The following is a 22,857-nucleotide window of genomic DNA, read 5'->3' as shown; positions in this document are numbered from 1 at the left end:
GGAATTCATATGTCGCCCTGGCTGACGGTTGTAGGCATCGGTGAAGACGGCTTCAAGGGGCTGGGCAGAAACGCCCGGCATGCCCTGCTGCGCGCCACTCGGATTATAGGTGGCCAACGCCAGTTGGACTTGTTGCCGGTGTGTATCCGTGGCGAACGCCAACTGTGGCCGAGCCCGTTTTCCCTGGAGCCGGTACTGGCGCGGCGCGGCGAGCCTGTGTGCGTGCTGGCCAGCGGCGACCCGATGTTCTATGGCGTGGGCGCCAGCCTGGCGCGGCAGGTGGCGGCTGAAGAGTTGCTGATTTTGCCGGCGCCGTCGTCTGTTTCCCTGGCAGCGGCGCGGTTGGGTTGGCCGTTGCAGGAAGTGGTGACGTTATCCGTGGTGGCTCGGCCATTGGCGGCGCTGAACGCGCATCTGGCCAGCGGCGTGCGCGTGCTGGTGTTGAGCAATGATGGGCGCAGCCCTGCAGCGATTGCGTCGCTACTGGTTGAGTCCGGGTTTGGGCCAAGCCGGTTGAGCGTGTTTGAACATTTGGGCGGCGCAGATGAGCAGCGTATCGATGGGCTGGCCCAGTCATGGGAACACGCCTCGGTCGCCGACTTGAACGTGGTCGCCATCGACTGCCTCGCCGACGCCAATACACCGCGCCTGTCGCGCCTCGCCGGTCTGCCCGATTCAGCCTTCAAACACGACGGCCAACTGACCAAGCGCGACGTGCGCGCCATGACCCTCGCCCGCCTCGCGCCCATGCCCGGCGAATTGCTCTGGGACGTGGGCGCAGGCAGCGGCTCCATCGGCATCGAATGGATGCGCGCCCACCCGAGCTGCCGCGCGCTGGCGATTGAAGCCGATGCCGGCCGCCAGGGCTTGATCGAACACAACCGCGACGCCCTTGGCGTGCCCGGTTTGCAATTGATTCGTGGAAAGGCGCCGGACGTGCTGCACGGCCTGGAAGCACCGGACGCCATCTTCATCGGCGGCGGCGTCACCCGCGATGGCGTACTCGACACCTGCTGGCAGCAGCTGCGCCCCGGCGGCCGCCTGGTGGCGAATGCCGTGACCCTGCAAAGCGAAATGACCTTGATGGCCTGGCGCGCCCAACACGGCGGCGAGCTGACGCGCATTCATGTGGCCCAGGCCCAGCCGTTGGGCGAGTTCGACACCTGGCGCCAGGCGCTGCCGATCACGCTGCTGGACGTGGTCAAGCCGTTATGAAACGCATCCTGCTGCTGGGCGGCGTGACGGAAGCGCTGGCCATCGCCCGCACACTGGGGCCGGAACATCTCTACAGTTTGGCCGGTGTGGGCCGTGTGCCTACCGACCTCACCTGCCAAGTGCGTGTGGGTGGTTATGGCGGGGCTGAAGGCCTCGCCCAGTTTGTTCGCGATGAAAATATCCGCTTGATCCTCGACGCCACACATCCCTATGCGGCTCAGATCAGCCGGAATGCCGCCCTGGCTGCGCAGTCGTGCGACATTCCTTGCTGGGCCTTGAGGCGACCAGCGTGGCAACCGCAAGCCGGGGATGACTGGCGTGAGGTCAGTGATTGGGCCGAGTTGATTGAAGCGTTGAAACCCTTCAAGCGCCCGTTGTTCACACTGGGGCGTGAGCCATTGCAGCACCTCGATGAAATCCCCGCCGATCAGTTCTGGACGCTCCGCGCGCTGGACGTGTACCCGGGAAATGCGCGCTGTGAAGTCATTGGCGCCCGTGGGCCGTTTCTGATCGAGGACGAGCGCGCGCTGTTTGAGCGGCGTGGGATTGATGTGCTGATCAGCAAGAACAGCGGCAGTGCGGCCACCGAGCCGAAGCTGGAAGTGGCGCGGGAGCAGGGAATTCCGGTGCTTGTCTTGAAGCGGCCGGTGTTGGCTGAGGTAGACCGAGAATTCACTACCGTGGCGGCGGTGCTACAGGCCGTCAACACGCTCTAAACACCACATTTGGATTGTGGCGGGCGCAAAATTTTGGCCAGGCACAAATAAGTGTGGGAGCTGGCTTGCCTGCGATGCAGGCGACTCGGTCTTCCAGCCAGGCCAAGGTGATGCCATCGCAGGCAAGCCAGCTCCCACAGGGTTAAGATTGGCAATCTGTGGTTCCCGACTATCATGAAGGCAACTACTGCGACACCAAACCACACCGCCGCTTTTTACTTATCCCCAACGATCAGGCTAAATACCCACCTGATCGCTTAACCCTACGGATTGTCCGCCATGGCCCGTCAACGCTTTGCAATTGTGTGGATCGCCTGCTTTGCAGTGCTGTTCAACGCCTTTGCCATGCCGATGGCCAGTGCGATGCAGCAGTCCCAAGACCCTGTTCAGCAATTGCTGTGGGGCGGTTTCTGTTCGTCCAATGGCGCCAGCCTGAAGACGATTGCCCTGGGCAAGCTGGAGATTCCGGCGCCGCAACAGGACGATCACTCCACCATGCAGCATTGCTGGTGTTGCTCGGGCTCACCGCCGTTGGTGGCGTTGCCGGGGCATGTGCCGCAGTTGTATGTGACGCGGTTTGCGGCGGTGCAGAGCCTGCCGCCGCCTTCGTTGCAAGCCCCTACGCCGCGCCAGCAATGGCCGAGCCTTAACCCGCGCGCCTCTCCAACGGTCTGATTTCTTCGCAAGTGAACTGCGTTTAGAACCGTTCTGGAGAACTGCCATGCTCAAATCTTCCCTGCTTCTGGCTGCGTTGCTGCTGCCGGTGTTCAGTGCTGCCAATGCCGAAGACTACAAGGCCGGCGACCTGCTGGTCAGCGATCCCTGGTCCCAGGAGTTGCCGCCGAATGCGCCGACTGTCGCGGCGTACTTTGTGATTCATAACACCGGTGAAACGCCGGACCGCCTGCTCAGCGTCGCGACGCCGGTGGCGGACAAGGCCGAGTTGCATGAGCATGTGATGCAAGGCGACTTGATGAAGATGCAGCAAGTAGACACCGTCGCCGTGCCCGCCAAGGGTGATTTGACCTTCGCGCCGATGGCCTATCACGTGATGCTGCTGGGCCTCAAGGACCGCAGCCTGTTGGCCGATGGCAAGCAATTCCCGCTGACCCTGACTTTCGAAAAAGCCGGCAAGGTTGAAGTGGAAGTCTCGGTCCAGAAAACGCCGCCAATGGCCGGCCACGAGCATAAACACGCGCAATAGGCCAACGTAAATGGGCGCCCCTCGCGCCAGGTTATCCGCACACCGCCGCCAGCCCATGAGCCTGATGCGCGGCAGTTGGATCAGCCTGTTCGCCATGTTGATGATCTTTATCGGTCCGCTGATTTCCCAAGCGATGCCGATGGATCATCACGCCGGTATGTCGATGCAAATGTCGATGCAAATGCCCGCGGGCATGGACATGCCCGGCGGCCATGGCGAACACAAGCAGGCACCTGACGAACACCACGCCCTCTGGGAAAAGTGCGGCTATTGCAGCCTGCTCTTCAGTTGCCCGGCCCTGCCCGGCAGCGTGTCCTGCGTCAGCCTCGGCACCCCGCCGCCGGCCAACGCCATTACCCCCGCCACCCGCCTGGGCCATGCCCGGCAAAGCATCTTCCCCGGCGCGCGCAGCCGCGCACCGCCCATCACTGCGTAAGCACTTCACATCCTTACTTCACACCGGCCGACTTTAGACAGACAGCCGCAGGCTGCTGGCCGTGTTGTTTACGCTTGATTGATGGAATTTGTCATGTCCAGGTTTTCTGCTGACACCCGTTTGGGACGTACCCCCGTTTTCGCTGTTTTGTGTGGCGCGCTGTTGGTGCCACAGGCACACGCGGATGAACACGAGTTGAGCCCCACGGTGATCACCGCAATTGCCCCCAGTTCGCCGCTGACCGTGATCACCAACCCGAAAGACCCACGCCAACCGGTGCCCGCCAGCGATGGCGGCGACTACCTCAAGACCATCCCCGGCTTTGCCCTGGTGCGCAACGGCGGCACCAACGGTGACCCGGTGCTGCGCGGCATGTTCGGCTCGCGTCTGAATATCCTCACCAACGGCGGCATGATGCTCGGCGCCTGCCCAGGCCGCATGGACGCGCCGACCTCCTATATTTCGCCGGAAACCTACGACAAACTCACGGTGATCAAAGGCCCGCAAACCGTGCTCTGGGGGCCAGGCGCGTCGGCCGGCACCATCCTGTTCGACCGCGAACCCGAGCAGTTCGGCGAGTTGGGCACACGGGTCAATGCCAGCGTGCTGGCCGGTTCCAACGGGCGCTTCGACAAGGTCATCGATGCCGCCGCCGGTGGGCCGCTGGGCTACGTGCGCGTGATCGGCAACCAGGCGCATGCCGATGACTACAAGGACGGCAACAACCACACGGTCGCCTCGCGCTACGACAAATGGAACGGCGACGTCGCCGTCGGTTTCACCCCCGACGCCGACACCCTGCTGGAACTCACCGCCGGGCGTGGCGATGGCGAAGCGCGCTACGCCGGGCGCGGCATGGACGGTTCGCAGTTCCTGCGCGAAAGCCTCGGGCTGCGTTTTGAAAAATCCAACATCGGCGAGGTGCTGGATAAGGTCGAGGCCCAGGTCTACTACAACTACGCCGACCACGTGATGGACAACTACAGCCTGCGCACGCCGTCGGACACCGGCATGATGGCCGGGCCCATGGCCTCCAATGTCGACCGCCGCACGCTCGGCGCGCGGATCAAGGCGACCTGGCGTTGGGCCGATGTGCAGTTAATCAGCGGCCTGGATGCGCAGACCAACGAGCACCGCCAGCGCAGCAGCATGGGCATCGACACCTACAAGGACCTGCCGCGCAACAAGGACGCCAACTTCCACAACTATGGCGTGTTCAGCGAACTCACCTGGTACGCCGCCGACCGTGATCGCCTGATCACCGGCGCACGCCTGGACCGCGCCTCGGCCAAGGATTTTCGCCAAACCACCGGTTCGGGAATGATGTCGCGCCCCAACCCGACCGCCGACGACACCCGCGCCGAGACGCTGCCGTCGGGCTTTGTGCGCTATGAACACGACCTGGCCGACACACCCACCACCGTCTACGCCGGGCTGGGCCACGCCGAACGCTTCCCGGACTACTGGGAGCTGTTTTCCCCAAACACTGGCGCAGTCGGATCTGTGAATGCCTTCGATGGCGTTAAGCCGGAGAAAACCACCCAGCTCGACTTCGGCGCGCAATACAAAACCGCCGACCTCGAAGCCTGGGCCTCGGGTTACATCGGCCGGGTCCAGGACTTCATTCTGTTCGACTACAAGCCCGGCATGATGGGCACCACCTCCCAGGCACGTAACGTCGACGCGCGCATCATGGGCGGCGAAGTCGGCGCGGCCTACAAGCTGACGCGCAACTGGAAAGCCGACGCCAGCCTCGCCTACGCCTGGGGCAAGAACACCAGCGACGGCAAGGCACTGCCGCAGATGCCGCCGCTGGACGCACACTTCGGCCTGACCTACAGCGAAGACGATTGGAGCGCCGGCGCCTTGTGGCGTGTGGTTGCGGCGCAAAACCGCATCGACCAGAACAAGGGCAACGTGGTCGGCAAGGACTTCGACAAGAGTGGCGGCTTTGGCGTGTTCTCGCTGAACGCGGCGTACCGCATCAATAAAAACTTCAAGGTCAGCACTGGCGTCGACAACCTGTTCGGCAAAGCCTATGCCGAGCATTTGAACCTGGCCGGTAACGCCGGTTTCGGCTACCCGGCCAGTGACCCGCAAGCCATCAAGGAGCCGGGGCGCACGCTCTGGACCAAGGTGGACATGAGCTTCTAAAAGCATCGCGAGCAAGCCCGCTCCCACACTTGGAATGCATTTCAAATGTGGGAGCGGGCTTGCTCGCGAAGGCGGCATAACTGACAAAAATTTTTAAAGCCTTTGCGGAGCATCCTGATGACCACTCAAAAGATTTCCTTCTACAACCTGGCCTGGCGCTGGCACTTCTACGCCGGGCTCTTCGTCGCGCCGTTCATGGTGCTGCTGGCCCTGACCGGCATCATCTACCTGTTCAAACCCCAGCTCGACCCGCTGATGTATGGCGACCTGCTCAAGGTGCAAGCCGCCGAGCACGCACTGAGTGCCGACGAACAATTGCAACGCGCCCAGGCGGCGTATCCCCAAGGCAAGATCAGCAAGTACCTGCCGCCCGCCGACGCCACCAGCAGCGCGCAATTGGTGATGCACAACGAAGGGCGTGAAGTGACGGTGTTTGTCGATCCGTATCGCGGCACCGTACTCGGCGAACAGGATGCCAAATACAACCTGCAAGCCATCGCCCGCGCACTCCACGGCGAGCTGATGATCGGCACCGTCGGCGATCGCCTGGTGGAACTCGCGGCAGGCTGGGGCGTGATGCTGGTGGTGTCCGGTGTGTACCTGTGGTGGCCGCGCGGCAAGTCGTCGGCCGGGGTGTTATGGCCGAGGTTCAACACCCGTGGCCGAGTGTTCTGGCGCGACATGCACGCGGTCGCCGGGTTCTGGGGCGCGGCGTTTTTGCTGGTGATGCTGCTCAGCGGCATGACCTGGACCGGCTTTTGGGGCAAGCAATATGCCGAGCTGTGGAATCGCTTTCCGGCGGCGATGTGGAACAACGTGCCGCAGTCTGATCAGCAGGCGCGCGTGCTCAATACCGCCAGCCAACAGACCGTGCCCTGGGCCATGGAAAACACGCCGATGCCGATGTCCGGCGACCACGCCGAGCACATGAACCACGGCGCCATGCACTCCGGCCCGGCGGCGCCCACATTGCGCCTGCAACAAGTGGTCGACCTGGCCAACGCGCGCAAGGTCGAGCCCGGCTACAGCATCACCTTCCCCACCACCGCCGAAGGCGTGTTCACCATAGCGGTATTCGCCAACGACCCGCGCAATGACGCCACCCAGCATGTGGACCAATACACCGGCAAGGTGCTCGCGGATGTGCGCTGGGCGCACTACAACACCATCGCACGGGCTACCGAAACCGGAGTGATGCTGCATGAAGGCAAGATGTTCGGCTGGGTAAACCAGCTGATCGTGCTGCTGATCTGCCTGATGATTTTGCTCAGCGCCGTCAGCGGCGTGGTGATCTGGTGGAAGCGTCGGCCTGCGGGTGGGCTGGGTGTGCCGCCGTTGCGTCATGACCTGCCGAAGTGGAAAACCGCGATGGCGATCATGCTGGGGCTGGCGATCATTTTCCCGTTGGTGGGGGCTTCGTTGATCGTGGTGTGGGTATTGGATCGCCTGGTGTTGGCGCGTTTTTTTGGCCAACGTGAATCTGCCTCAGGTTCGGCATGAAGCAGGCGAGATGCCCATAACAGAGCCCTTCTGTAGCCTTGCGCGACTTTTGTCTTGCAGCCGATAAGTGTTAACTTATAACACTTTCTGCGTTATCGTTGCTCGCCGCGCCCTGCGGCGAGCACCTTCCAAGAAGCGATTGATCGACCGATGAACAAGTACCTAGCGTCCGGCCTGTGCCTGCTCGCCCTGCACAACAGCGCCCAGGCCCTGACCCTGCCCGCCAGCCCCGTGACCGCGCCCGCCGTGGACGACGAACGCGTCGACCTGAACACCCCGACCACTGCCGGCTCGCGCCTGAACCTCACGGCCCTGCAAACCCCCGGCAGTGTCGAGAGCCAGACCGGCGAGAACATCCGCGAACGCGGCGACGCCAGTGTGCAGGACGCCATCTCCCGCGCCACCGGCATCAGCCGCACCGGCACGCCCGGCGACGGCGGCACCTCGTTGCAGGCGCGCGGGTTTACCGGGCAGAGTTCGGTGCTGCAGCTGTACGACGGCCAGCGCATGTTCGACGGCGCGGGCACGTCCACCTTCCCGGTGGACACCTGGTCAGTCGAGCGTGTCGACGTGCTGCGCGGCCCGGCCTCGGTGATGTACGGTCAGGGCGCTACCGGCGCGGTGATCAACACCCTTGCGAAGAAGCCGTTTGAAGGCGAGATCGAAAACCACATCCGCCTCGGCTATGGGGCCTATGATCGCCAGCAGCAAGCCCTGGACAGCGGCGGCTCGCTGACTGATACGCTGAGCTACCGCCTGAACCTCAACCGCCTGCGCAGCAATGGTTTCATCGCCCGTGGCGACTCCGCCAGCGACTTCGTCAGCGGTGCCCTGCGTTGGCAGCCGGCCGAAAACCTGAGCTTCACCCTGGCACACGACTACGGCGACCAGAGCCCACAGAACTACTACGGCACGCCGCTGATCAACGGCCAGTTGCACAAAAGCCTGCGTGACAAGAACTACAACGTCAGCGACGACAAACAGCACTACAACGACCAATGGACGCGCCTGACCAGCGAGTGGCAGCTCAACGACAACGTCACCGCCACCAACGAGCTGTCGTACCTGAAAAACCAGCGCCGCTGGCAGAACGCCGAGAGCTACAACTTTGTCGACAGCGGGCTCGTACGCCAGAGCTACCTGGGCATCAAGCACGATCAGGAACAGGTCGGCGATCGCCAGACCTTTACCTTCAAACACACGCTGTTCGGTCTCGACAGCCAGACGGTGACGGGCGTCGAGTACAACCGAATTCGCTTCCGCCTGGCCAGCAACGCACCGTTCACCGATGCAACGGAGCAAGGCCAGCCGGTGGATATCAACCACCCAGTGCCGCAGCCGTTTGAAAGCGCCAGCCCGTTTATTGCGCAGTCGGTCAGCACCACCAAACAGCTCGCCGCGTTTGCCGAAAACCGCCTGCAACTGACCGACAAATTGTCGCTGATCACCGGCGCGCGCCGTGACTATCTGCACATCGACAGCAACGACCTGACCACCGCGAACCAGGACGCCGACAGAACCCTCACCGGCAACAACTGGAAAGCCGGCCTGGTCTACGCGATCACACCGGATACCTCGGTCTACGGCCAGTACGCGACCAGCACCGACGGCGTCGGCAGCCTGATCAGCTTGAGCCCAAGCCAGCAGCAGTTTGGCTTATCCACCGCCAAGCAGGCCGAAGTCGGCATCAAGCAGGCGTTCTGGGACTCGCGTGGCGAATGGACATTGGCGGCCTATCACATCGTCAAAAAGAAGCTGCTGACAGACATCCCCGGCACCACGCTGCAACAACAAGTCGGGCAGCAATCTTCGACCGGCCTGGAAGCCAGCCTCGACCTGCAACTGGCCAACGCCTGGCAATTGCAGGCGAACGCCGCCATTGTGCGGGCGAAGTACGATGACTTTTCCGAAGCGGTGAATGACCAGGCCGTGTCCCGCGCCGGCAACCGCCCGGTCGACGTGCCCAACCGCACCGCCAACCTGTGGCTGAGCAAGGCCGTGACCGACAATGTGCGCGCCGGCGCCGGCGTGCGTTACGTCAGCGCGCGGTATGCCGACACCGCCAACACCAGCGAAGTACCGAGCTACACCGTGGCCGATGCGAGCGTGTCGTGGAAGGCCATGCGCAACACCACGCTGGGGCTGGAACTGAACAACCTGTTCAACCGCACTTACGCTGTCAGCCAGTACAACAACGGCCAACAGTGGATTTTGGGGGAGCCGCGCTCGTTCTTCGTGACGGCGGATTACACCTTTTAACGGAATGTCACACACGCCAATGTGGGAGCTGGCTTGCCTGCGATAGCGGTGGTTCAGGCAGTGCATCTGGGCCAGACAAACCGCTATCGCAGGCAAGCCAGCTCCCACAGTTGAACTGTGTTGAACCAGAGAATAACGATGACCTCACTCACCCTCACCCAGCTTGGCTGGACCCCACCGGGCCACGACCACTGCAATCACCGGTTCCAGCTGCGTGAGGCCAGCCTGCAGGTTGCTGCGGGGGAGTTTGTCGGGCTGATCGGCCCCAATGGCAGTGGCAAGACCAGCCTGTTGCGCTGCGCCTATCGCTTCACTAAACCGGAGCACGGCGACGTGCTGCTCGACCACCAGAACGTGTGGAAGCAAAGCGCCAAGTGGTGCGCGCAACGCATCGCCGTGGTGCTGCAGGAGTTTCCCGATGCCTTCGGTTTGCGCGTGGATGAAGTGGTCGCCATGGGCCGCACGCCGCACAAGGGTTTGTTCGATGGCGACACGCTGCACGATCAGCAACTGATCCAGGAGGCATTGGCGTCGGTGGGCATGCAGGGCTTCGAAGACCATGCCTTTGCCACCCTCTCCGGCGGCGAAAAGCAGCGGGTGATTCTCGCCCGCGCCTTGGCCCAGCAACCGCATTTGCTGATCCTCGACGAGCCGACCAACCACCTCGACCCACGCTATCAGCTGGAACTGTTGCGGCTGGTCAAACGTTTGAACATCGGCACCCTGGCGAGCATCCACGACCTGAACCTGGCCGCCGCTTTTTGCGATCGCCTGTACGTGATCAACCACGGGCGCATCGTCGCCAGCGGCACACCGCACCAGGTACTGACTACCGAATTACTGCGCGACGTGTTTGGCGTCGAAGCCCTGATCGACACGCACCCCTTGTCCGGCTACCCCCGAATCACCTGGATAACCCAACCATGATCCTGCGCGCCCTGCTGTCTCTCGCCCTGTCGTTCGGCACCGCTCAAGCCTTCGCGGACGCGACCCATTACCCGGTGACCATCAAAAGTTGCAACCGCGACGTGACCTTCCAGGAGGCGCCGAAACACGCGGTCAGCCACGACATCAACATGACCCAGATGATGCTCGCCCTGGGGCTCAAGTCGCATATGGCCGGCTACAGCGGCGTGACCGGCTGGAAGTCAGTGACCCCGCAAATGGCCCACCTGCTCGACGGCCTGCCGGAACTGGCCAGCAAGTACCCGTCAGTGGAAACCTTGCTCAACGCCAGCGTGGATTTTTTCTTCGCCGGCTGGGACTACGGCATGCGCGTGGGCGGCGACCTGACGCCGCAAACCCTGCAACCCTTGGGCATCAACGTGTACGAGCTGACCGAGTCGTGTGCGTTTGTGATGAAGCGCCCGCCCGCAACCCTGGAAGACACCTATAACGACCTGCGCAACCTGGGCAAGATCTTCGACGTGCAGGACCGCGCCAATGCCTTGATCGCGCAGATGCAGGCGCAAGTCGCCGAGGTGCAAAAGGACCTGCCCGCCGACAAGCCGCGCGTGTTTCTCTACGACAGCGGTGAAGACCGCGCCATGACCACCGGCCGCCTGGGCATGCCGCAGGCGCTGATCGACGCGGCCGGTGGGCGCAACATTCTCGATGACATCGACGCCAGCTGGACCCGCGTCAACTGGGAGACCGTGGTGGAGCGCAACCCGCAGGTGATCGTGATCGTCGACTACAGCGAAGTCACCGCAGAGCAAAAACAGCAGTTCCTGCTCAACAACCCGGCCCTGCAATCGGTGGACGCCATCAAGAACCAGCGGTTTATCGTGATCCCGTATGTGCAGGCCACGCCGGGCATCGATAATGTGCTGGCGGTGGAAGCCCTGGCCAAGGGGTTTCACGGCGAATGATTACCCGGCGCTACGCCTTGTTGCTGGTCGCGCTTGGCGCGTTGTTGCTGGTCTCTTGCGTGATCTCGCTGGGGTTCGGCTCGGCGCGGGTGCCGGTGGACGTGGTGTGGCGGATTTTGCTGAACAAGGCGTTCGGTATCGGTGAGGTGAACTGGAGCACCGGCCAGGAACATATCGTGTGGCTGATCCGCGTGCCGCGCATGTTGCTCGGCGCGCTGGTGGGCGCCGGGCTGGCGTTGATTGGCGCGGTGTTGCAGGCAGTAACGCGCAACCCGCTGGCCGACCCGCACCTGCTCGGGGTTACCTCCGGCGCCACGCTTGGCGCGGTGATCGTGGTGCTGCATGTGGGTGAAATCATCGGCCTGCTGACCCTGCCCATCGCTGCGTTTATCGGTGCGCTGCTGAGCATGCTGGTGGTGCTGGCCGTGGCCAGTCGCAACGGTCGCCTGGAAAGTGATCGCCTGCTGCTGTGCGGCGTGGCGGTGTCGTTCGTGATGATGGCGGTGGCCAATTTGCTGCTGTTCATGGGCGACCACCGCGCCGCGTCGGCGGTGATGTTCTGGATGCTCGGCGGCCTGGGCCTCGCCCGCTGGGAGCTGCTGGCGATCCCCGCCGCGACCGTGCTGCTGGGATTGCTGTTGCTGCTGGGCATGGCGCGGCCGCTGAATGCGTTGATGGCCGGCGAGCAGACCGCCGTGACCCTGGGCCTGAACGCGCGCAACGTGCGGCTCAAGGTGTTCCTGGTGGCGTCGCTGATGACCGGCGTGCTGGTGTCGATCAGCGGCTCCATCGGTTTTGTCGGGTTGATGGTGCCGCACATTGCCCGGCGTTTGGTCGGTGCCGAGCATCGACGGTTACTGCCCGTGTGCGTGCTGCTGGGCAGTGCGTTCCTGGTGTGGGTCGACGTCGCCGCACGCACCCTGATCGCCCCCGAAGACCTGCCCATTGGCGTGGCGACGGCGGCGATTGGCGGGTTGTTTTTTATCGGCCTGATGCGCAAGCGCTGAGGTCATAGTTCATCTTTTGCCCGTGCGTACCAGAACTCGTCGGCTTCCGGTTCTGCCTGCAACTCACTGACGCTCCACTCTTCAGCCAGCAAGCCCGGACGCGACCAGAAGGCGTCGGGGACCTGCACCGACAAACTGCCCTGGCTGCGCAATCGACTGACCAACACACTCGGGTCCGGCGCGCCCCCCGCCTCCAGCAGCTCCGTTTCAGCTGCGTTAAACGCCGGCACATACTTGAGCATCGCCCCACCCCGGCAGGACAGGTAACAACTCTTGGCATCGGGCGCATTCCTTTTGACCAGCGCCAGGTAGTCGCGCAGATCATCCTTGGAGACGAAGTTTTCCAGCAGATCCTTATCAATCTGCGCATAGCTGGACGTCGACTGTATCGCCTTGTAGAACGCCTGCACGGCGGCAATTTTATAGGTGCTCAACACGTTGCCCGGCGGCACGTCGAGGCCTGGATGATCAACCCGGAACAACCGTTCCAGGCTGCGTGCAGCGCCGGTGCCCTGATCTTCCACCGGCTCGATCGCCACATACCCCGGCGTTTGCCCCGGAACCAGTACCGCGCCCACATACTGCTTGGTCTTGTAGGGCGCCACCAGCCGTTGGGCATAGCGGGCTGCGTCATCGGGGTAATAAAACACCGGCCCGCAGTAGGAATGAACATGCGGGTCGTCGGCAAACGGGTGGGGCGTTCTTTTCGGCACCCAATCGGCCGTGACCCGCTCTTTCCTGCCCCAAACTTCACTGGTGCTGCGAATGTCCAGTTCACCCACCCCGGCGAGGCGGCGCACATAGTCTTGGACCTTCAGCGAGCCTTCGAGTAATTGCAGGCGGTAGTCCGCGCTCGTCCATGGGTAGAGTGGCGAAGTCTTGGGAAACACGTACTTGAGCAACGCGCCGTCGCCGCACAACAAATACAGCGGCAGCACACCACCGTTGCGCGCATACAGGGTGAATTGCAGGGCCTTGGCGATGTAGTGAGGCGGGAAAAAACTGTATGCCATTTCATCATCGGCCGGGGCGACGGCAGTCGTCGAAGCACACAGATACAGGCCATCGAGCACATACCCCTGGGGCAACTGGCCGTCGAGAAAAACCTGCTTGAAGTCGGCCAGGTTTTCCCTGACCAACGCCAGCGTCGTCATGTACAGCGGCTTGTTCACTGACTTGAGTACATAACCGAACGCCACATCGGTTTGCGGCGCGCACTGGCGCTGGGCATAACGAACGGCGTCATACGCCTGGGTGAAGATCGGGCCGCAAGGCGCGTCGGCGAATACCTGGCGAATATCCCCAGGCTGGGGTCGCGTTTGATACGGCACAAAACCCGGAGTTATCTTCCTGGGTTCGCCCCATACGCTGTCGCCCTTCACCACACGCAGTTCACCGGCCTTCGCCGTCTCATTGATGAACGCCTGTGGCGAGAGCGCCCCGCTGCGCAGCTGCTCTTCGACAGGGTTGTCGCTGAAGTCCAGCTTGACCGGGCTCAGTGGCGTCAGGCGCTGCTTGAGCAGCACTTCCTCGGCAGAGTCCGACAGTTGGTAGCTGAGGATCGAACCCGTGGCGCCGAACACATACTCCAGTTTGATTGGGTCCTGGCGGTGCAACAGGCTCGACAATACCGCGCTCGGCAGCATGGTTTTGTACAAGGCTTTCTGCTCGGCGGACAGCAGCAACGGGACCTCTTGATCCAACAACGACCGATAGCGCGCCACCATCGCACTGCCTCCGGGGTACAGCCCTACCGCAACCGCCTGGTCCGGGTAAATCCAGTTCAGCGCAAACCCCTGCATCGGAAGTGCCAGCGGCTCAGTCGCAGCAAACAACCCGTTGGGTAACCGCAGGATTACCCCGCCATACCCCCGCTGCCAGCCGTTGCTGATCATGGCGGCGGCATAGCGGGCCGCGTCATCGAGGTTGGCGAAAGCCGGGCTTAACCGGCGCGGAGACAACGTCGCATAGTTGCTCCAGTTGTTGTCGACCAGCCCGTTTTTGTCCCAGCACTGGCTGGTGCGAACCACGTGCAGCCCGCCCTTCACGGCCCACTCCCGGACAAACTCCGCAGGGGTTTTCTGACCGGAGTTCAACTGCTCCTGTGCCTGAATCAGCGACCTGTCGGCCAGGCCCGCACTTCTCACGTCCATCGGCGCAGGCACATACCGCAGCAGCGCGCCATCCAGGGTTGAGAAGTAAATCGACAGGTTGTTCATGCCCTGCCGATTAGCCGCGTAGAGGGCCGCGTACAACACATCGGGCGTGACAAAAAACAGCGTCAGCCACGCGATCGAGGCATTCAGCCCGGTTGGCGACCATTGCTGCGAACGGAACAGCCCATACAACACAAAACCGTCAGGCAGGCGGTAGCTGTCATCGGCGGTGCGCTCAAACAGGCTGTTGAGATTGAACAACTTTTGCCGCCCCGCCACGCCCACGACTTCGCTGGCAATGTACTGCTCCTGGTCCTTGTGCTTGAGAATGAAGGCAAAGCAGGCCTGCTCGGCAAAGTTTCGCCCATGCACTCGCCCGTGCAGATTACGCGCAGCCGCATCGGCACTGTTGAACACGGCGCCGTAGGTGGCGTAGTCGGGCGGGCCGGACCGTGGCGTGTAGTTGTAGCTGGGCGTCCAGTCTTCGTAGATCACCGAGCGCGGCCCCCACAATGGGTTGCCCTGGATGATCTTGAAATCCCCGGCTTCGGCCACGCGCCGGACCCAGTCGGCGGGCCGGACCTGCCCGTTTTCAAGGCGCTTGCCCAGGCTGCTGCTGCCGACTTCCGGGCCGATATTACCCAGCAGCACCTCTTCATGGGACGAATGGTTTGGGGTGTACTCCAACAGGCAATCCTGCGCGCCCGACAGGTACGCCACCCGGCCGGCCGTGATGATCGAGTACATTTCAGCGTCGGAAAACCCTTGCTGGATGATCTGCGCCTCATCCCGCGTCCAGCCACGCTGTGCAACCCGGGCCGGGTCGGCCATCGACAGGGCGGTGTGGGAGCAGTAGCGCCCGTGCAACACATAGGGTTCCGGCGGGATCAGCGGCCCCTGGTTGTCGAACGGAAAGAACAGCGTGAAGGCAAACGGGTTGGCCACACTGGCGATGGGTTCGGTGATGACAAAACGACCGTCTGCGTCCTTGAGGATATAACCGCCGTAGCTGCGGGCTCGCCAGTTGCCAATTTGCTCGTGGGCATACACGGCCGCATCCCGTGCAGAGAGAAACGAACGGCTCAAGGTGGCCTTGTAAAACGACATCAGCAGGTTGGAGCGGTTATCCAACATGCCCACCGTGCGCCATAAGCCTCCGGCCTGAACCACCGACAGATCGGTCTGGGCAATGACCCTGCGCACATAATCCCGAGGGCTCAGCGTGCCGTCGACCATGGCCGCCTGTGCGCCGTTATCGTCAAGTTCACCCTCGTTTTTTTGCCTGACCAGCTCAGTTGTGGCCGTGGCCTCGGGCACTTTGAAGGCCAACAGGGCGCCGTCTGAAGCGTGCATGTACAGGCGTAACCCGCGCGCCGGGTCCTGAATGCCCAGGGTGGCCCGCGCCTGACGGGTCGCGGCCACCACCTGTGCAGGGGTAAAGAAGGTGCTCGCCAGCCAGGTTTCCCGCGCTGCGACTTCGTTCTTCTCGTACCAGCTATTGAAGTAAATAGCCTCCAATCGGAAGTTGGAAGGCAATCGAAGTTTGCCGTCGGCGCGTTTTGGGAACACTTCGTTTGGCGAAAACAGCGGCTGACGCGTGGGCACTGCCAGCGTCGCCACAAAGGCGTCTTCACGGGTGTGCTTGAGGACAAAGCCTATGGCGCCTGCAGTGGGCGAGCCAGCAGCCGAAAGCGCACCCAAAACGGCCGTATCCGCCGTTGGGAACACCGAGGTGAAAAAGGGTTGTTGTGCAGTACTGCTGCTGGTCACAGGCGTGTTGATTCGCCAGCCTGTTTTCACCCGGCCGCGCACGCCGCCCCACACCTTGTTCGCAATCAGCACCCACAGTTCACCGATCTGCGCCAGGTTCCAGATCGGGTTCTCGAAATCACTTTTGGCCTCAAGCGTGCCATCGCGCACTTGCTGGGCGAAGGTATTTTCCGCCGCCGAGCCACTGCTGACATATTTGAGCAGCACGTTATCCGGCCCGGAGAAATAGTGGGTCTTGGCGAATGCTCTGTTTCTGAAGCTGAAGAGCTGGTCCGGCATGGAGTAGAAATTGTTGAACACCACGACTTGGTCGGTCGTGAAGTAGGGAAACATCCTTTGGATCTGTGCCGCATCCGCCGGATGGGAGTGGTAGAACGCCTCGGCGCTGTAGTCAGCGGGGGCGATGAAGTTGCCTTGACTGTCCAGGGCCAACAGGATCCGGTGATCGAAACTATTACGCTGGTCCGGCACCGGGTGGGTGGCGTAGTAGCGATGGGCGCGCTTGAGAATAACGCCACCGTACTCGACATCGCGCCGTGTACCGATGGCCTCGTGTGCCCAATGCGCAGCGTCGTCGGCGCTGATAAAGGCCGGGCTCAGGGCCGGTAACTTGGCAAGGTCGTGTGAGGGGTGGGCTTGAGTAATGTCCATAAGTGTCTCGCTGACAAGAGGGTCGCGGGCGCAGTCGGTGCGCCTCACGTAGGGCCTCATGCTGAAACATCCTTGCCGACCACTTGCGCTGCATATCTAAGCCTGCGCCCTTTTTCAGGGCTTGGCGTGCACACGACGCTCAGCGCAGCGCCAAGTTGGTGCGCATCTCCCCCGTCGGTATCGGCCGGCCCCCGCCATTACGCGTGTTAAGTCGCGCAGGCACAGCCTTTGCAAAGTCCTGTGTATCTGCCCCACAAAAAAATCGGTTTACGGAGATCGCACCATGCAGCGTCGTAGCTTGATCAAGGCTTTTACTTTGTCGGCATCCATTCTCGCCATGGGGTTGACCTGGACCGTCCAGGCCGCCGAGACCATCAAGGTCGGCATCCTGCACTCGCTGTCCGGGACCATGGCGATCTCCGAGACCTCGCTCAAAGACATGGCGTTGATGACCATTGACGAGATCAACGCCAAAGGCGGTGTGAACGGCAAGATGCTCGAACCGGTGGTGGTCGACCCGGCGTCGAACTGGCCGCTGTTCGCGGAAAAAGGCCGCCAGTTGCTGACCCAGGACAAGGTTGCCGTGGTGTTCGGCTGCTGGACTTCGGTGTCGCGTAAATCGGTGTTGCCGGTGTTTGAAGAACTCAACGGCTTGCTGTTCTACCCGGTGCAGTACGAAGGCGAAGAAATGTCGCCGAACGTGTTCTATACCGGTGCGGCGCCGAACCAGCAGGCGATCCCGGCGGTGGAATACCTGATGAGCGAAGAAGGCGGCGGCGCCAAGCGCTTCTTCCTGCTCGGCACCGACTACGTGTACCCGCGCACCACCAACAAGATTTTGCGTTCGTTCCTGCACTCCAAAGGTGTAGCGGATAAAGACATCGAAGAGGTCTACACCCCGTTCGGCCACGCCGATTACCAGACCATTGTGGCCAACATCAAAAAATTCTCGGCCGGCGGCAAGACCGCGGTGATCTCCACCGTGAACGGCGACTCCAACGTGCCGTTCTACAAAGAGCTGGCCAACCAGGGCTTGAAAGCCACCGACGTGCCGGTGGTGGCGTTCTCCGTGGGTGAAGAAGAGCTGCGCGGCATCGACACCAAACCGCTGGTGGGCAACCTCGCGGCCTGGAACTACTTCCAGTCGGTGGAGAACCCGGTGAACAAGAAATTCGTCGCCGACTGGAAGGCTTACGCCAAAGCGCACAACCTGCCGGGCGCGGATAAAGCCGTGACCAACGACCCGATGGAAGCCACCTACGTGGGCATCCATATGTGGGCGCAGGCGGTTGAGAAAGCCAAGTCCACCGATGTCGACAAAGTGCGTGAAGCCATGGCCGGCCAGACCTTCGCCGCGCCGTCGGGCTTCACCCTGACCATGGACAAGACCAACCACCACCTGCACAAGCCGGTGATGATTGGTGAGATCCAGTCTGACGGGCAGTTCTCGGTGGTGTGGCAGACCGAAAAACCGATCCGCGCCCAGCCGTGGAGCCCGTACATTCCGGGCAATGACAAGAAGCCGGATTACGCCGTGAAGAGCAACTAAGCCGCTGATCGTTCCCACGCTCCGCGTGGGAATGCATCCCGTGACGCTCTGCGTCACAACGCGGACGCAGAGCGTCCAAGGCGGCATTCCCACGCAGAGCGTGGGAACGATCTACAGGAAAATTTTATGCCCACTGCCCTTTACCGCTTCATCCTCGCCGCCCTGCTGTTGCTGCCTTTTGCAGCACAGGCCAGCGACGCCGACGACTTCCTCGCTGCCAACCCGATGCAACAAGCCAAGCTGCTCCAGGATTGGGCCGCACAGCCCGACCCTGCACGCATCGAGCTGGTGGACGCCCTTCAACAAGGCCAGATCACGGTCAATGGCGAAACCAGGACCGTACACCTGAACAACCGCCTGCGTGGCCTGATCGACAACGTACAAGCCAGCCAGCAACTGCTCGCCGCCGACCCCAAGGTGCGCCTGGCAGCGGCACAAACCCTGCAAAAAAGCGCTGTACCTGCACAGCTCAAATTCCTCGACCAGCAAGTCGCCGCCGAAACCAACGAGGACGTGCACACCGCCCTCAGCCTGGCCCTGGCCAACCTGCAACTGGTCGACAGCGACCCCGTGGTGCGCCTCGCCGCCGTGCGTTTGCTTGGCGGCACCGGCGACCCACTGGCGCGCACGCGCCTCGAAGCGTTGCTCGCGCCCGGCGTCGAAACCGACGCCGCCGTGCACACCGCCGCCGAGACCAGCCTGGCCCAGGTCAAACGCAAATTGATGGTCGGCGAAATCCTCGGCCAGGCCTTCAGCGGCATGTCCCTGGGCTCGATCCTGTTGCTCGCGGCCTTGGGTTTGGCGATCACCTTCGGCCTGCTCGGCGTGATCAATATGGCCCACGGCGAGATGCTGATGCTCGGCGCCTATTCCACCTACGTAGTGCAGTTGATGATGCAGCGCTACGTGCCCGCGGCCATCGAGTTCTACCCGTTGATTGCGCTGCCCGTCGCGTTTTTTGTCACCGCCGCCATCGGCATGGCCTTGGAACGCACGGTGATTCGTCACCTCTACGGCCGCCCGCTGGAAACCCTGCTGGCCACCTGGGGCATCAGCTTGATGCTGATCCAGCTGGTGCGCCTGGTATTCGGTGCGCAGAACGTCGAAGTGTCCAACCCCGAATGGCTGTCCGGCGGCATTCAAGTGCTGCCCAACCTGGTGCTGCCGTACAACCGCATCGTGATCATCGCCTTCGCGCTGTGCGTGGTGGTGCTGACCTGGCTGCTGCTGAACAAGACGCGCCTGGGCCTCAACGTGCGCGCAGTCACCCAGAACCGCAACATGGCCGCCTGCTGTGGCGTACCGACCGGGCGCGTGGACATGCTCGCGTTTGGCTTGGGCTCCGGCATCGCAGGTCTCGGTGGCGTGGCGCTCAGCCAGATCGGCAACGTCGGCCCGGACCTGGGCCAGAGCTACATCATCGACTCGTTCCTGGTGGTGGTGCTCGGTGGTGTCGGCCAGTTGGCCGGTAGCGTGATGGCCGCCTTCGGGCTGGGCATCGCCAACAAAATTCTCGAACCGCAGATCGGCGCCGTGCTCGGCAAGATCCTGATCCTCGCGCTGATCATTCTGTTTATCCAGAAACGCCCGCAAGGACTCTTCGCACTGAAAGGACGGGTGATCGACTGATGAACCAGCCATTGATGCTTACGGCCACACAAAAGGCCGGCCCCAAGGTGACGATAGCGGTCGGCGCGGTGATCCTGATCCTGCTGCTGGCGCTGCCACTGTGCTCGCTGCTGTCGCCGGAAAACCCGCTGCACGTGTCGGCCTACACCCTGACACTGGTGGGCAAGATCCTCTGCTACGCCATCGTCGCCCTCGCGCTGGACCTGGTGTGGGGTTATGCGGGCATGTTGTCCCTGGGCCACGGTTTGTTCTTTGCCCTGGGCGGTTATGCGATGGGCATGTACTTGATGCGCCAGGCCTCCGGGGATGAGCTGCCGGCGTTCATGACCTTCTTGTCGTGGACCGAGTTGCCTTGGTATTGGGTCGGCACCGAACACTTCCTCTGGGCCATGTGCCTGGTGGTGCTGGCGCCGGGTTTGCTGGCGCTGGTGTTCGGCTTTTTCGCCTTTCGTTCGCGGATCAAGGGCGTGTATTTCTCGATCATGACCCAGGCGCTGACGTTCGCGGGGATGCTGCTGTTTTTCCGTAACGAGACCGGGTTCGGCGGCAATAACGGCTTCACCAACTTCCGCAGCATCCTGGGCTTTGGGATTACCGAGCCGGGCACGCGGGCGGTGTTGTTCTTTGCCACCGTGGTGTTGCTGGTGGCGAGTTTGTACACCGGCTGGCGCCTGGCGCAGAGCAAGTTCGGCCGCGTGCTGACGGCATTGCGCGATGCCGAAAATCGCCTGATGTTCTGCGGCTACGACCCGCGCGGTTTCAAGTTGTTTGTGTGGGTGTTGAGCGCGGTGTTGTGCGGTTTGGCTGGTGCGTTGTACGTGCCGCAAGTGGGCATTATCAACCCCAGCGAGATGTCGCCGACCAACTCCATCGAAGCCGCCGTGTGGGTGGCCTTGGGCGGGCGCGGCACGCTGATCGGCCCGCTGCTCGGCGCCGGCGTGGTGAACGGCATGAAGAGCTGGTTTACCGTGGCGTTCCCGGAATACTGGCTGTTCTTCCTCGGGGCGCTGTTCATCATCGTCACCCTGTATTTGCCCAAGGGCGTTATCGGCTTGCTGAAGAAATGAGGAATGTCATGCTCGAACCTATTTTCGATGCGGGCAGCAGCCGCGATGCCATCGGCCTCGGCCAGGCCGCCGGCAAGGGCCTCAACACCCGCCACGGCACCATCCTGACCCTGGAAGACATCAGCGTCAGCTTCGATGGTTTCAAGGCGCTCAATGACTTGAACCTGTACATCGGCGTCGGCGAATTGCGCTGCATCATCGGCCCCAACGGCGCGGGCAAGACCACGCTGATGGACGTGATCACCGGCAAGACCCGCCCCAGCCACGGCAAGGCCTGGTTCGGTGAAACCCTGGACCTGACCAGCATGAGCGAAGTGCAGATCGCCCAGGCCGGCATCGGGCGCAAGTTCCAGAAACCCACGGTGTTCGAAGCCCTCAGCGTGTTCGAAAACCTGGAGCTGGCGCAGAAAACCGATAAGTCCGTGTGGGCCAGCCTGCGCGCGCGCCTGAGCGGCGAGCAGAAAGACCGCATCGATGAAGTGCTCGACACCATCCGCCTGACCGCCTCGGTGCAGCGCCCGGCCGGGCTGCTGTCCCACGGGCAAAAGCAGTTCCTGGAAATCGGCATGCTGCTGATGCAAGACCCACAGCTGTTGCTGTTGGACGAGCCGGTGGCAGGCATGACCGACGCCGAAACCGAATTCACCGCCGAACTGTTCAAGCGCCTGGCGGGCAAGCATTCGCTGATGGTGGTGGAACACGACATGGGCTTTGTCGGCTCGATTGCCGACCACGTCACCGTGTTGCACCAGGGCAGCGTGCTGGCCGAAGGGTCGCTGGAGCAGGTGCAGGAAAACGAGCGGGTGATTGAGGTTTATTTGGGCCGCTGATCGTTCCCACGCTCCGCGTGGGAATGCCGCCCTGGACGCTCTGCGTCCGCTGTGTGACGCGGAGCGTCACGGTATGCATTCCCACGCAGAGCGTGGGAACGATCAAGCGTGGGAACGATCATTGAGGAATTTGAACATGCTGCAAGTCGACAAGCTGCACCAGTACTACGGCGGTAGCCACATCCTGCGCGGGCTGTCCTTTGATGTGAAGATCGGCGAAGTCACTTGCCTGCTCGGCCGTAACGGCGTGGGCAAAACCACCCTGCTCAAGTGCCTGATGGGTTTGCTGCCGGCCAAAGAAGGCGCGGTGAACTGGGAAGGCAAAGCCATCACCGGCCTCAAGCCGCACCAGCGCGTGCACGCCGGCATCGCCTATGTGCCTCAGGGCCGCGAGATTTTTGGCCGACTCACAGTGGAAGAGAACCTGTTGATGGGCCTTTCGCGTTTTCCAGGCTCCGAAGCCAAGGAAGTGCCGGCGTTTATCTACGAACTGTTCCCGGTGTTGCAGCAGATGAAACATCGGCGCGGCGGCGATTTATCCGGTGGCCAGCAGCAACAGTTGGCGATCGGTCGCGCCCTGGCCAGCCGCCCGCGCCTGTTGATTCTCGATGAACCCACCGAAGGCATCCAGCCGTCGGTGATCAAGGAAATCGGCATGGTGATCAAGAAACTCGCGGCGCGTGGCGATATGGCGATCCTGCTGGTGGAGCAGTTCTACGACTTCGCCGCCGAACTGGCGGACCAGTATTTGGTGATGTCCCGCGGTGAAATCGTTCAGCAAGGCCGAGGTGAAAATATGCAAAGTGAGGGTGTACGCGGGCTGGTTACCATCTAATCTGTAGC

General features: G+C 62.3%; 17 protein-coding genes. 16 read left to right on the top strand and 1 reads right to left on the bottom strand.

The annotated features are described in order from the left end of the window. Positions 1-9 precede the first annotated feature (9 nt). From cbiE to PspR76_RS03210, 11 genes are all read left to right on the top strand, one after another. The gene (gene cbiE / locus PspR76_RS03260; RefSeq protein ID WP_159953944.1) at positions 10-1,215 is read left to right on the top strand and encodes a precorrin-6y C5,15-methyltransferase (decarboxylating) subunit CbiE; all 1,206 of its coding nucleotides are present in this window, start codon (positions 10-12) and stop codon (positions 1,213-1,215) included. Then, positions 1,212-1,931: a cobalt-precorrin-6A reductase gene (locus tag PspR76_RS03255; RefSeq protein ID WP_159953943.1), complete on the top strand. Its 720-nt coding sequence runs from the start codon at positions 1,212-1,214 to the stop codon at positions 1,929-1,931. Before cbiE ends, PspR76_RS03255 begins: the two co-directional genes overlap by 4 nt. A gap of 279 nt (positions 1,932-2,210) precedes the next feature. After that, positions 2,211-2,606 (top strand): DUF2946 domain-containing protein, encoded by a 396-nt coding sequence (locus PspR76_RS03250; protein ID WP_159953942.1) that lies wholly within the window; start codon positions 2,211-2,213, stop codon positions 2,604-2,606. Positions 2,607-2,652: 46 nt separating this feature from the next. Next, on the top strand, positions 2,653-3,135 hold the full coding sequence (locus tag PspR76_RS03245) for a copper chaperone PCu(A)C (RefSeq protein WP_159953941.1): 483 nt from the start codon (positions 2,653-2,655) through the stop codon (positions 3,133-3,135). Positions 3,136-3,145: 10 nt separating this feature from the next. Continuing rightward, on the top strand, positions 3,146-3,571 hold the full coding sequence (locus PspR76_RS03240; protein WP_159953940.1) for a DUF2946 domain-containing protein: 426 nt from the start codon (positions 3,146-3,148) through the stop codon (positions 3,569-3,571). A 93-nt stretch (positions 3,572-3,664) separates the two neighbouring features. After that, positions 3,665-5,725 carry a TonB-dependent copper receptor gene (locus PspR76_RS03235; protein WP_159953939.1) on the top strand — a complete coding sequence of 687 codons (2,061 nt, stop codon included), beginning with the start codon at positions 3,665-3,667 and terminating at the stop codon, positions 5,723-5,725. A 117-nt stretch (positions 5,726-5,842) separates the two neighbouring features. Then, complete coding sequence (locus PspR76_RS03230) at positions 5,843-7,225, top strand: PepSY-associated TM helix domain-containing protein (protein ID WP_159953938.1); 1,383 nt, start codon at positions 5,843-5,845, stop codon at positions 7,223-7,225. Positions 7,226-7,375: 150 nt separating this feature from the next. After that, positions 7,376-9,484 carry a TonB-dependent receptor gene (locus tag PspR76_RS03225; RefSeq protein WP_159953937.1) on the top strand — a complete coding sequence of 703 codons (2,109 nt, stop codon included), beginning with the start codon at positions 7,376-7,378 and terminating at the stop codon, positions 9,482-9,484. A 138-nt stretch (positions 9,485-9,622) separates the two neighbouring features. After that, the gene (locus tag PspR76_RS03220) at positions 9,623-10,411 is read left to right on the top strand and encodes an ABC transporter ATP-binding protein (protein WP_159953936.1); all 789 of its coding nucleotides are present in this window, start codon (positions 9,623-9,625) and stop codon (positions 10,409-10,411) included. Next, positions 10,408-11,355: an ABC transporter substrate-binding protein gene (locus PspR76_RS03215; RefSeq protein WP_159953935.1), complete on the top strand. Its 948-nt coding sequence runs from the start codon at positions 10,408-10,410 to the stop codon at positions 11,353-11,355. Before PspR76_RS03220 ends, PspR76_RS03215 begins: the two co-directional genes overlap by 4 nt. Then, positions 11,352-12,362 carry a FecCD family ABC transporter permease gene (locus PspR76_RS03210; RefSeq protein WP_159953934.1) on the top strand — a complete coding sequence of 337 codons (1,011 nt, stop codon included), beginning with the start codon at positions 11,352-11,354 and terminating at the stop codon, positions 12,360-12,362. Before PspR76_RS03215 ends, PspR76_RS03210 begins: the two co-directional genes overlap by 4 nt. A gap of 2 nt (positions 12,363-12,364) precedes the next feature. Here the strand turns inward: PspR76_RS03210 and PspR76_RS03205 are convergent, their stop codons facing one another. Beyond that, positions 12,365-16,939 carry a hypothetical protein gene (locus tag PspR76_RS03205; protein ID WP_159953933.1) on the bottom strand — a complete coding sequence of 1,525 codons (4,575 nt, stop codon included), beginning with the start codon at positions 16,937-16,939 and terminating at the stop codon, positions 12,365-12,367. A gap of 283 nt (positions 16,940-17,222) precedes the next feature. Here PspR76_RS03205 and urtA point away from each other — a divergent pair, with 283 nt between their 5' ends. The 5 genes from urtA (at position 17,223) to urtE (ending at position 22,849) form a co-directional block, all read left to right on the top strand. Then, positions 17,223-18,488, top strand: a complete 1,266-nt coding sequence (urtA, locus tag PspR76_RS03200; protein ID WP_159953932.1) for an urea ABC transporter substrate-binding protein — start codon at positions 17,223-17,225, stop codon at positions 18,486-18,488. Between the two features lie 126 nt (positions 18,489-18,614). Further along, positions 18,615-20,117: an urea ABC transporter permease subunit UrtB gene (urtB, locus tag PspR76_RS03195; RefSeq protein WP_159953931.1), complete on the top strand. Its 1,503-nt coding sequence runs from the start codon at positions 18,615-18,617 to the stop codon at positions 20,115-20,117. Further along, positions 20,117-21,184, top strand: a complete 1,068-nt coding sequence (gene urtC / locus PspR76_RS03190) for an urea ABC transporter permease subunit UrtC (RefSeq protein WP_159953930.1) — start codon at positions 20,117-20,119, stop codon at positions 21,182-21,184. The genes urtB and urtC overlap by 1 nt, the downstream gene beginning before the upstream one ends. After that, on the top strand, positions 21,181-22,014 hold the full coding sequence (urtD, locus tag PspR76_RS03185; protein ID WP_162530288.1) for an urea ABC transporter ATP-binding protein UrtD: 834 nt from the start codon (positions 21,181-21,183) through the stop codon (positions 22,012-22,014). Before urtC ends, urtD begins: the two co-directional genes overlap by 4 nt. A gap of 136 nt (positions 22,015-22,150) precedes the next feature. Continuing rightward, the gene (gene urtE / locus PspR76_RS03180; RefSeq protein ID WP_159953929.1) at positions 22,151-22,849 is read left to right on the top strand and encodes an urea ABC transporter ATP-binding subunit UrtE; all 699 of its coding nucleotides are present in this window, start codon (positions 22,151-22,153) and stop codon (positions 22,847-22,849) included. The last annotated feature ends 8 nt before the right edge of the window (positions 22,850-22,857 follow it).

Origin of the sequence: Pseudomonas sp. R76 (genome assembly GCF_009834565.1) — a bacterium.
Taxonomy (GTDB): domain Bacteria; phylum Pseudomonadota; class Gammaproteobacteria; order Pseudomonadales; family Pseudomonadaceae; genus Aquipseudomonas.
Note: the sequence above shows the minus strand (reverse complement) of the source record. Positions and strands in the feature narration are given on the sequence as shown.

Excerpts from the sequence above, each read along its gene's own strand:
- cbiE (WP_159953944.1), top strand. The coding sequence starts at position 10 with ATGTCGCCCTGGCTGACGGTTGTAGGCATCGGTGAAGACGGCTTCAAG.
- PspR76_RS03255 (WP_159953943.1), top strand. The coding sequence starts at position 1,212 with ATGAAACGCATCCTGCTGCTGGGCGGCGTGACGGAAGCGCTGGCCATC.
- PspR76_RS03250 (WP_159953942.1), top strand. The coding sequence starts at position 2,211 with ATGGCCCGTCAACGCTTTGCAATTGTGTGGATCGCCTGCTTTGCAGTG.
- PspR76_RS03245 (WP_159953941.1), top strand. The coding sequence starts at position 2,653 with ATGCTCAAATCTTCCCTGCTTCTGGCTGCGTTGCTGCTGCCGGTGTTC.
- PspR76_RS03240 (WP_159953940.1), top strand. The coding sequence starts at position 3,146 with ATGGGCGCCCCTCGCGCCAGGTTATCCGCACACCGCCGCCAGCCCATG.
- PspR76_RS03235 (WP_159953939.1), top strand. The coding sequence starts at position 3,665 with ATGTCCAGGTTTTCTGCTGACACCCGTTTGGGACGTACCCCCGTTTTC.
- PspR76_RS03230 (WP_159953938.1), top strand. The coding sequence starts at position 5,843 with ATGACCACTCAAAAGATTTCCTTCTACAACCTGGCCTGGCGCTGGCAC.
- PspR76_RS03225 (WP_159953937.1), top strand. The coding sequence starts at position 7,376 with ATGAACAAGTACCTAGCGTCCGGCCTGTGCCTGCTCGCCCTGCACAAC.
- PspR76_RS03220 (WP_159953936.1), top strand. The coding sequence starts at position 9,623 with ATGACCTCACTCACCCTCACCCAGCTTGGCTGGACCCCACCGGGCCAC.
- PspR76_RS03215 (WP_159953935.1), top strand. The coding sequence starts at position 10,408 with ATGATCCTGCGCGCCCTGCTGTCTCTCGCCCTGTCGTTCGGCACCGCT.
- PspR76_RS03210 (WP_159953934.1), top strand. The coding sequence starts at position 11,352 with ATGATTACCCGGCGCTACGCCTTGTTGCTGGTCGCGCTTGGCGCGTTG.
- PspR76_RS03205 (WP_159953933.1), bottom strand. The coding sequence starts at position 16,939 with ATGGACATTACTCAAGCCCACCCCTCACACGACCTTGCCAAGTTACCG.
- urtA (WP_159953932.1), top strand. The coding sequence starts at position 17,223 with ATGCAGCGTCGTAGCTTGATCAAGGCTTTTACTTTGTCGGCATCCATT.
- urtB (WP_159953931.1), top strand. The coding sequence starts at position 18,615 with ATGCCCACTGCCCTTTACCGCTTCATCCTCGCCGCCCTGCTGTTGCTG.
- urtC (WP_159953930.1), top strand. The coding sequence starts at position 20,117 with ATGAACCAGCCATTGATGCTTACGGCCACACAAAAGGCCGGCCCCAAG.
- urtD (WP_162530288.1), top strand. The coding sequence starts at position 21,181 with ATGAGGAATGTCATGCTCGAACCTATTTTCGATGCGGGCAGCAGCCGC.
- urtE (WP_159953929.1), top strand. The coding sequence starts at position 22,151 with ATGCTGCAAGTCGACAAGCTGCACCAGTACTACGGCGGTAGCCACATC.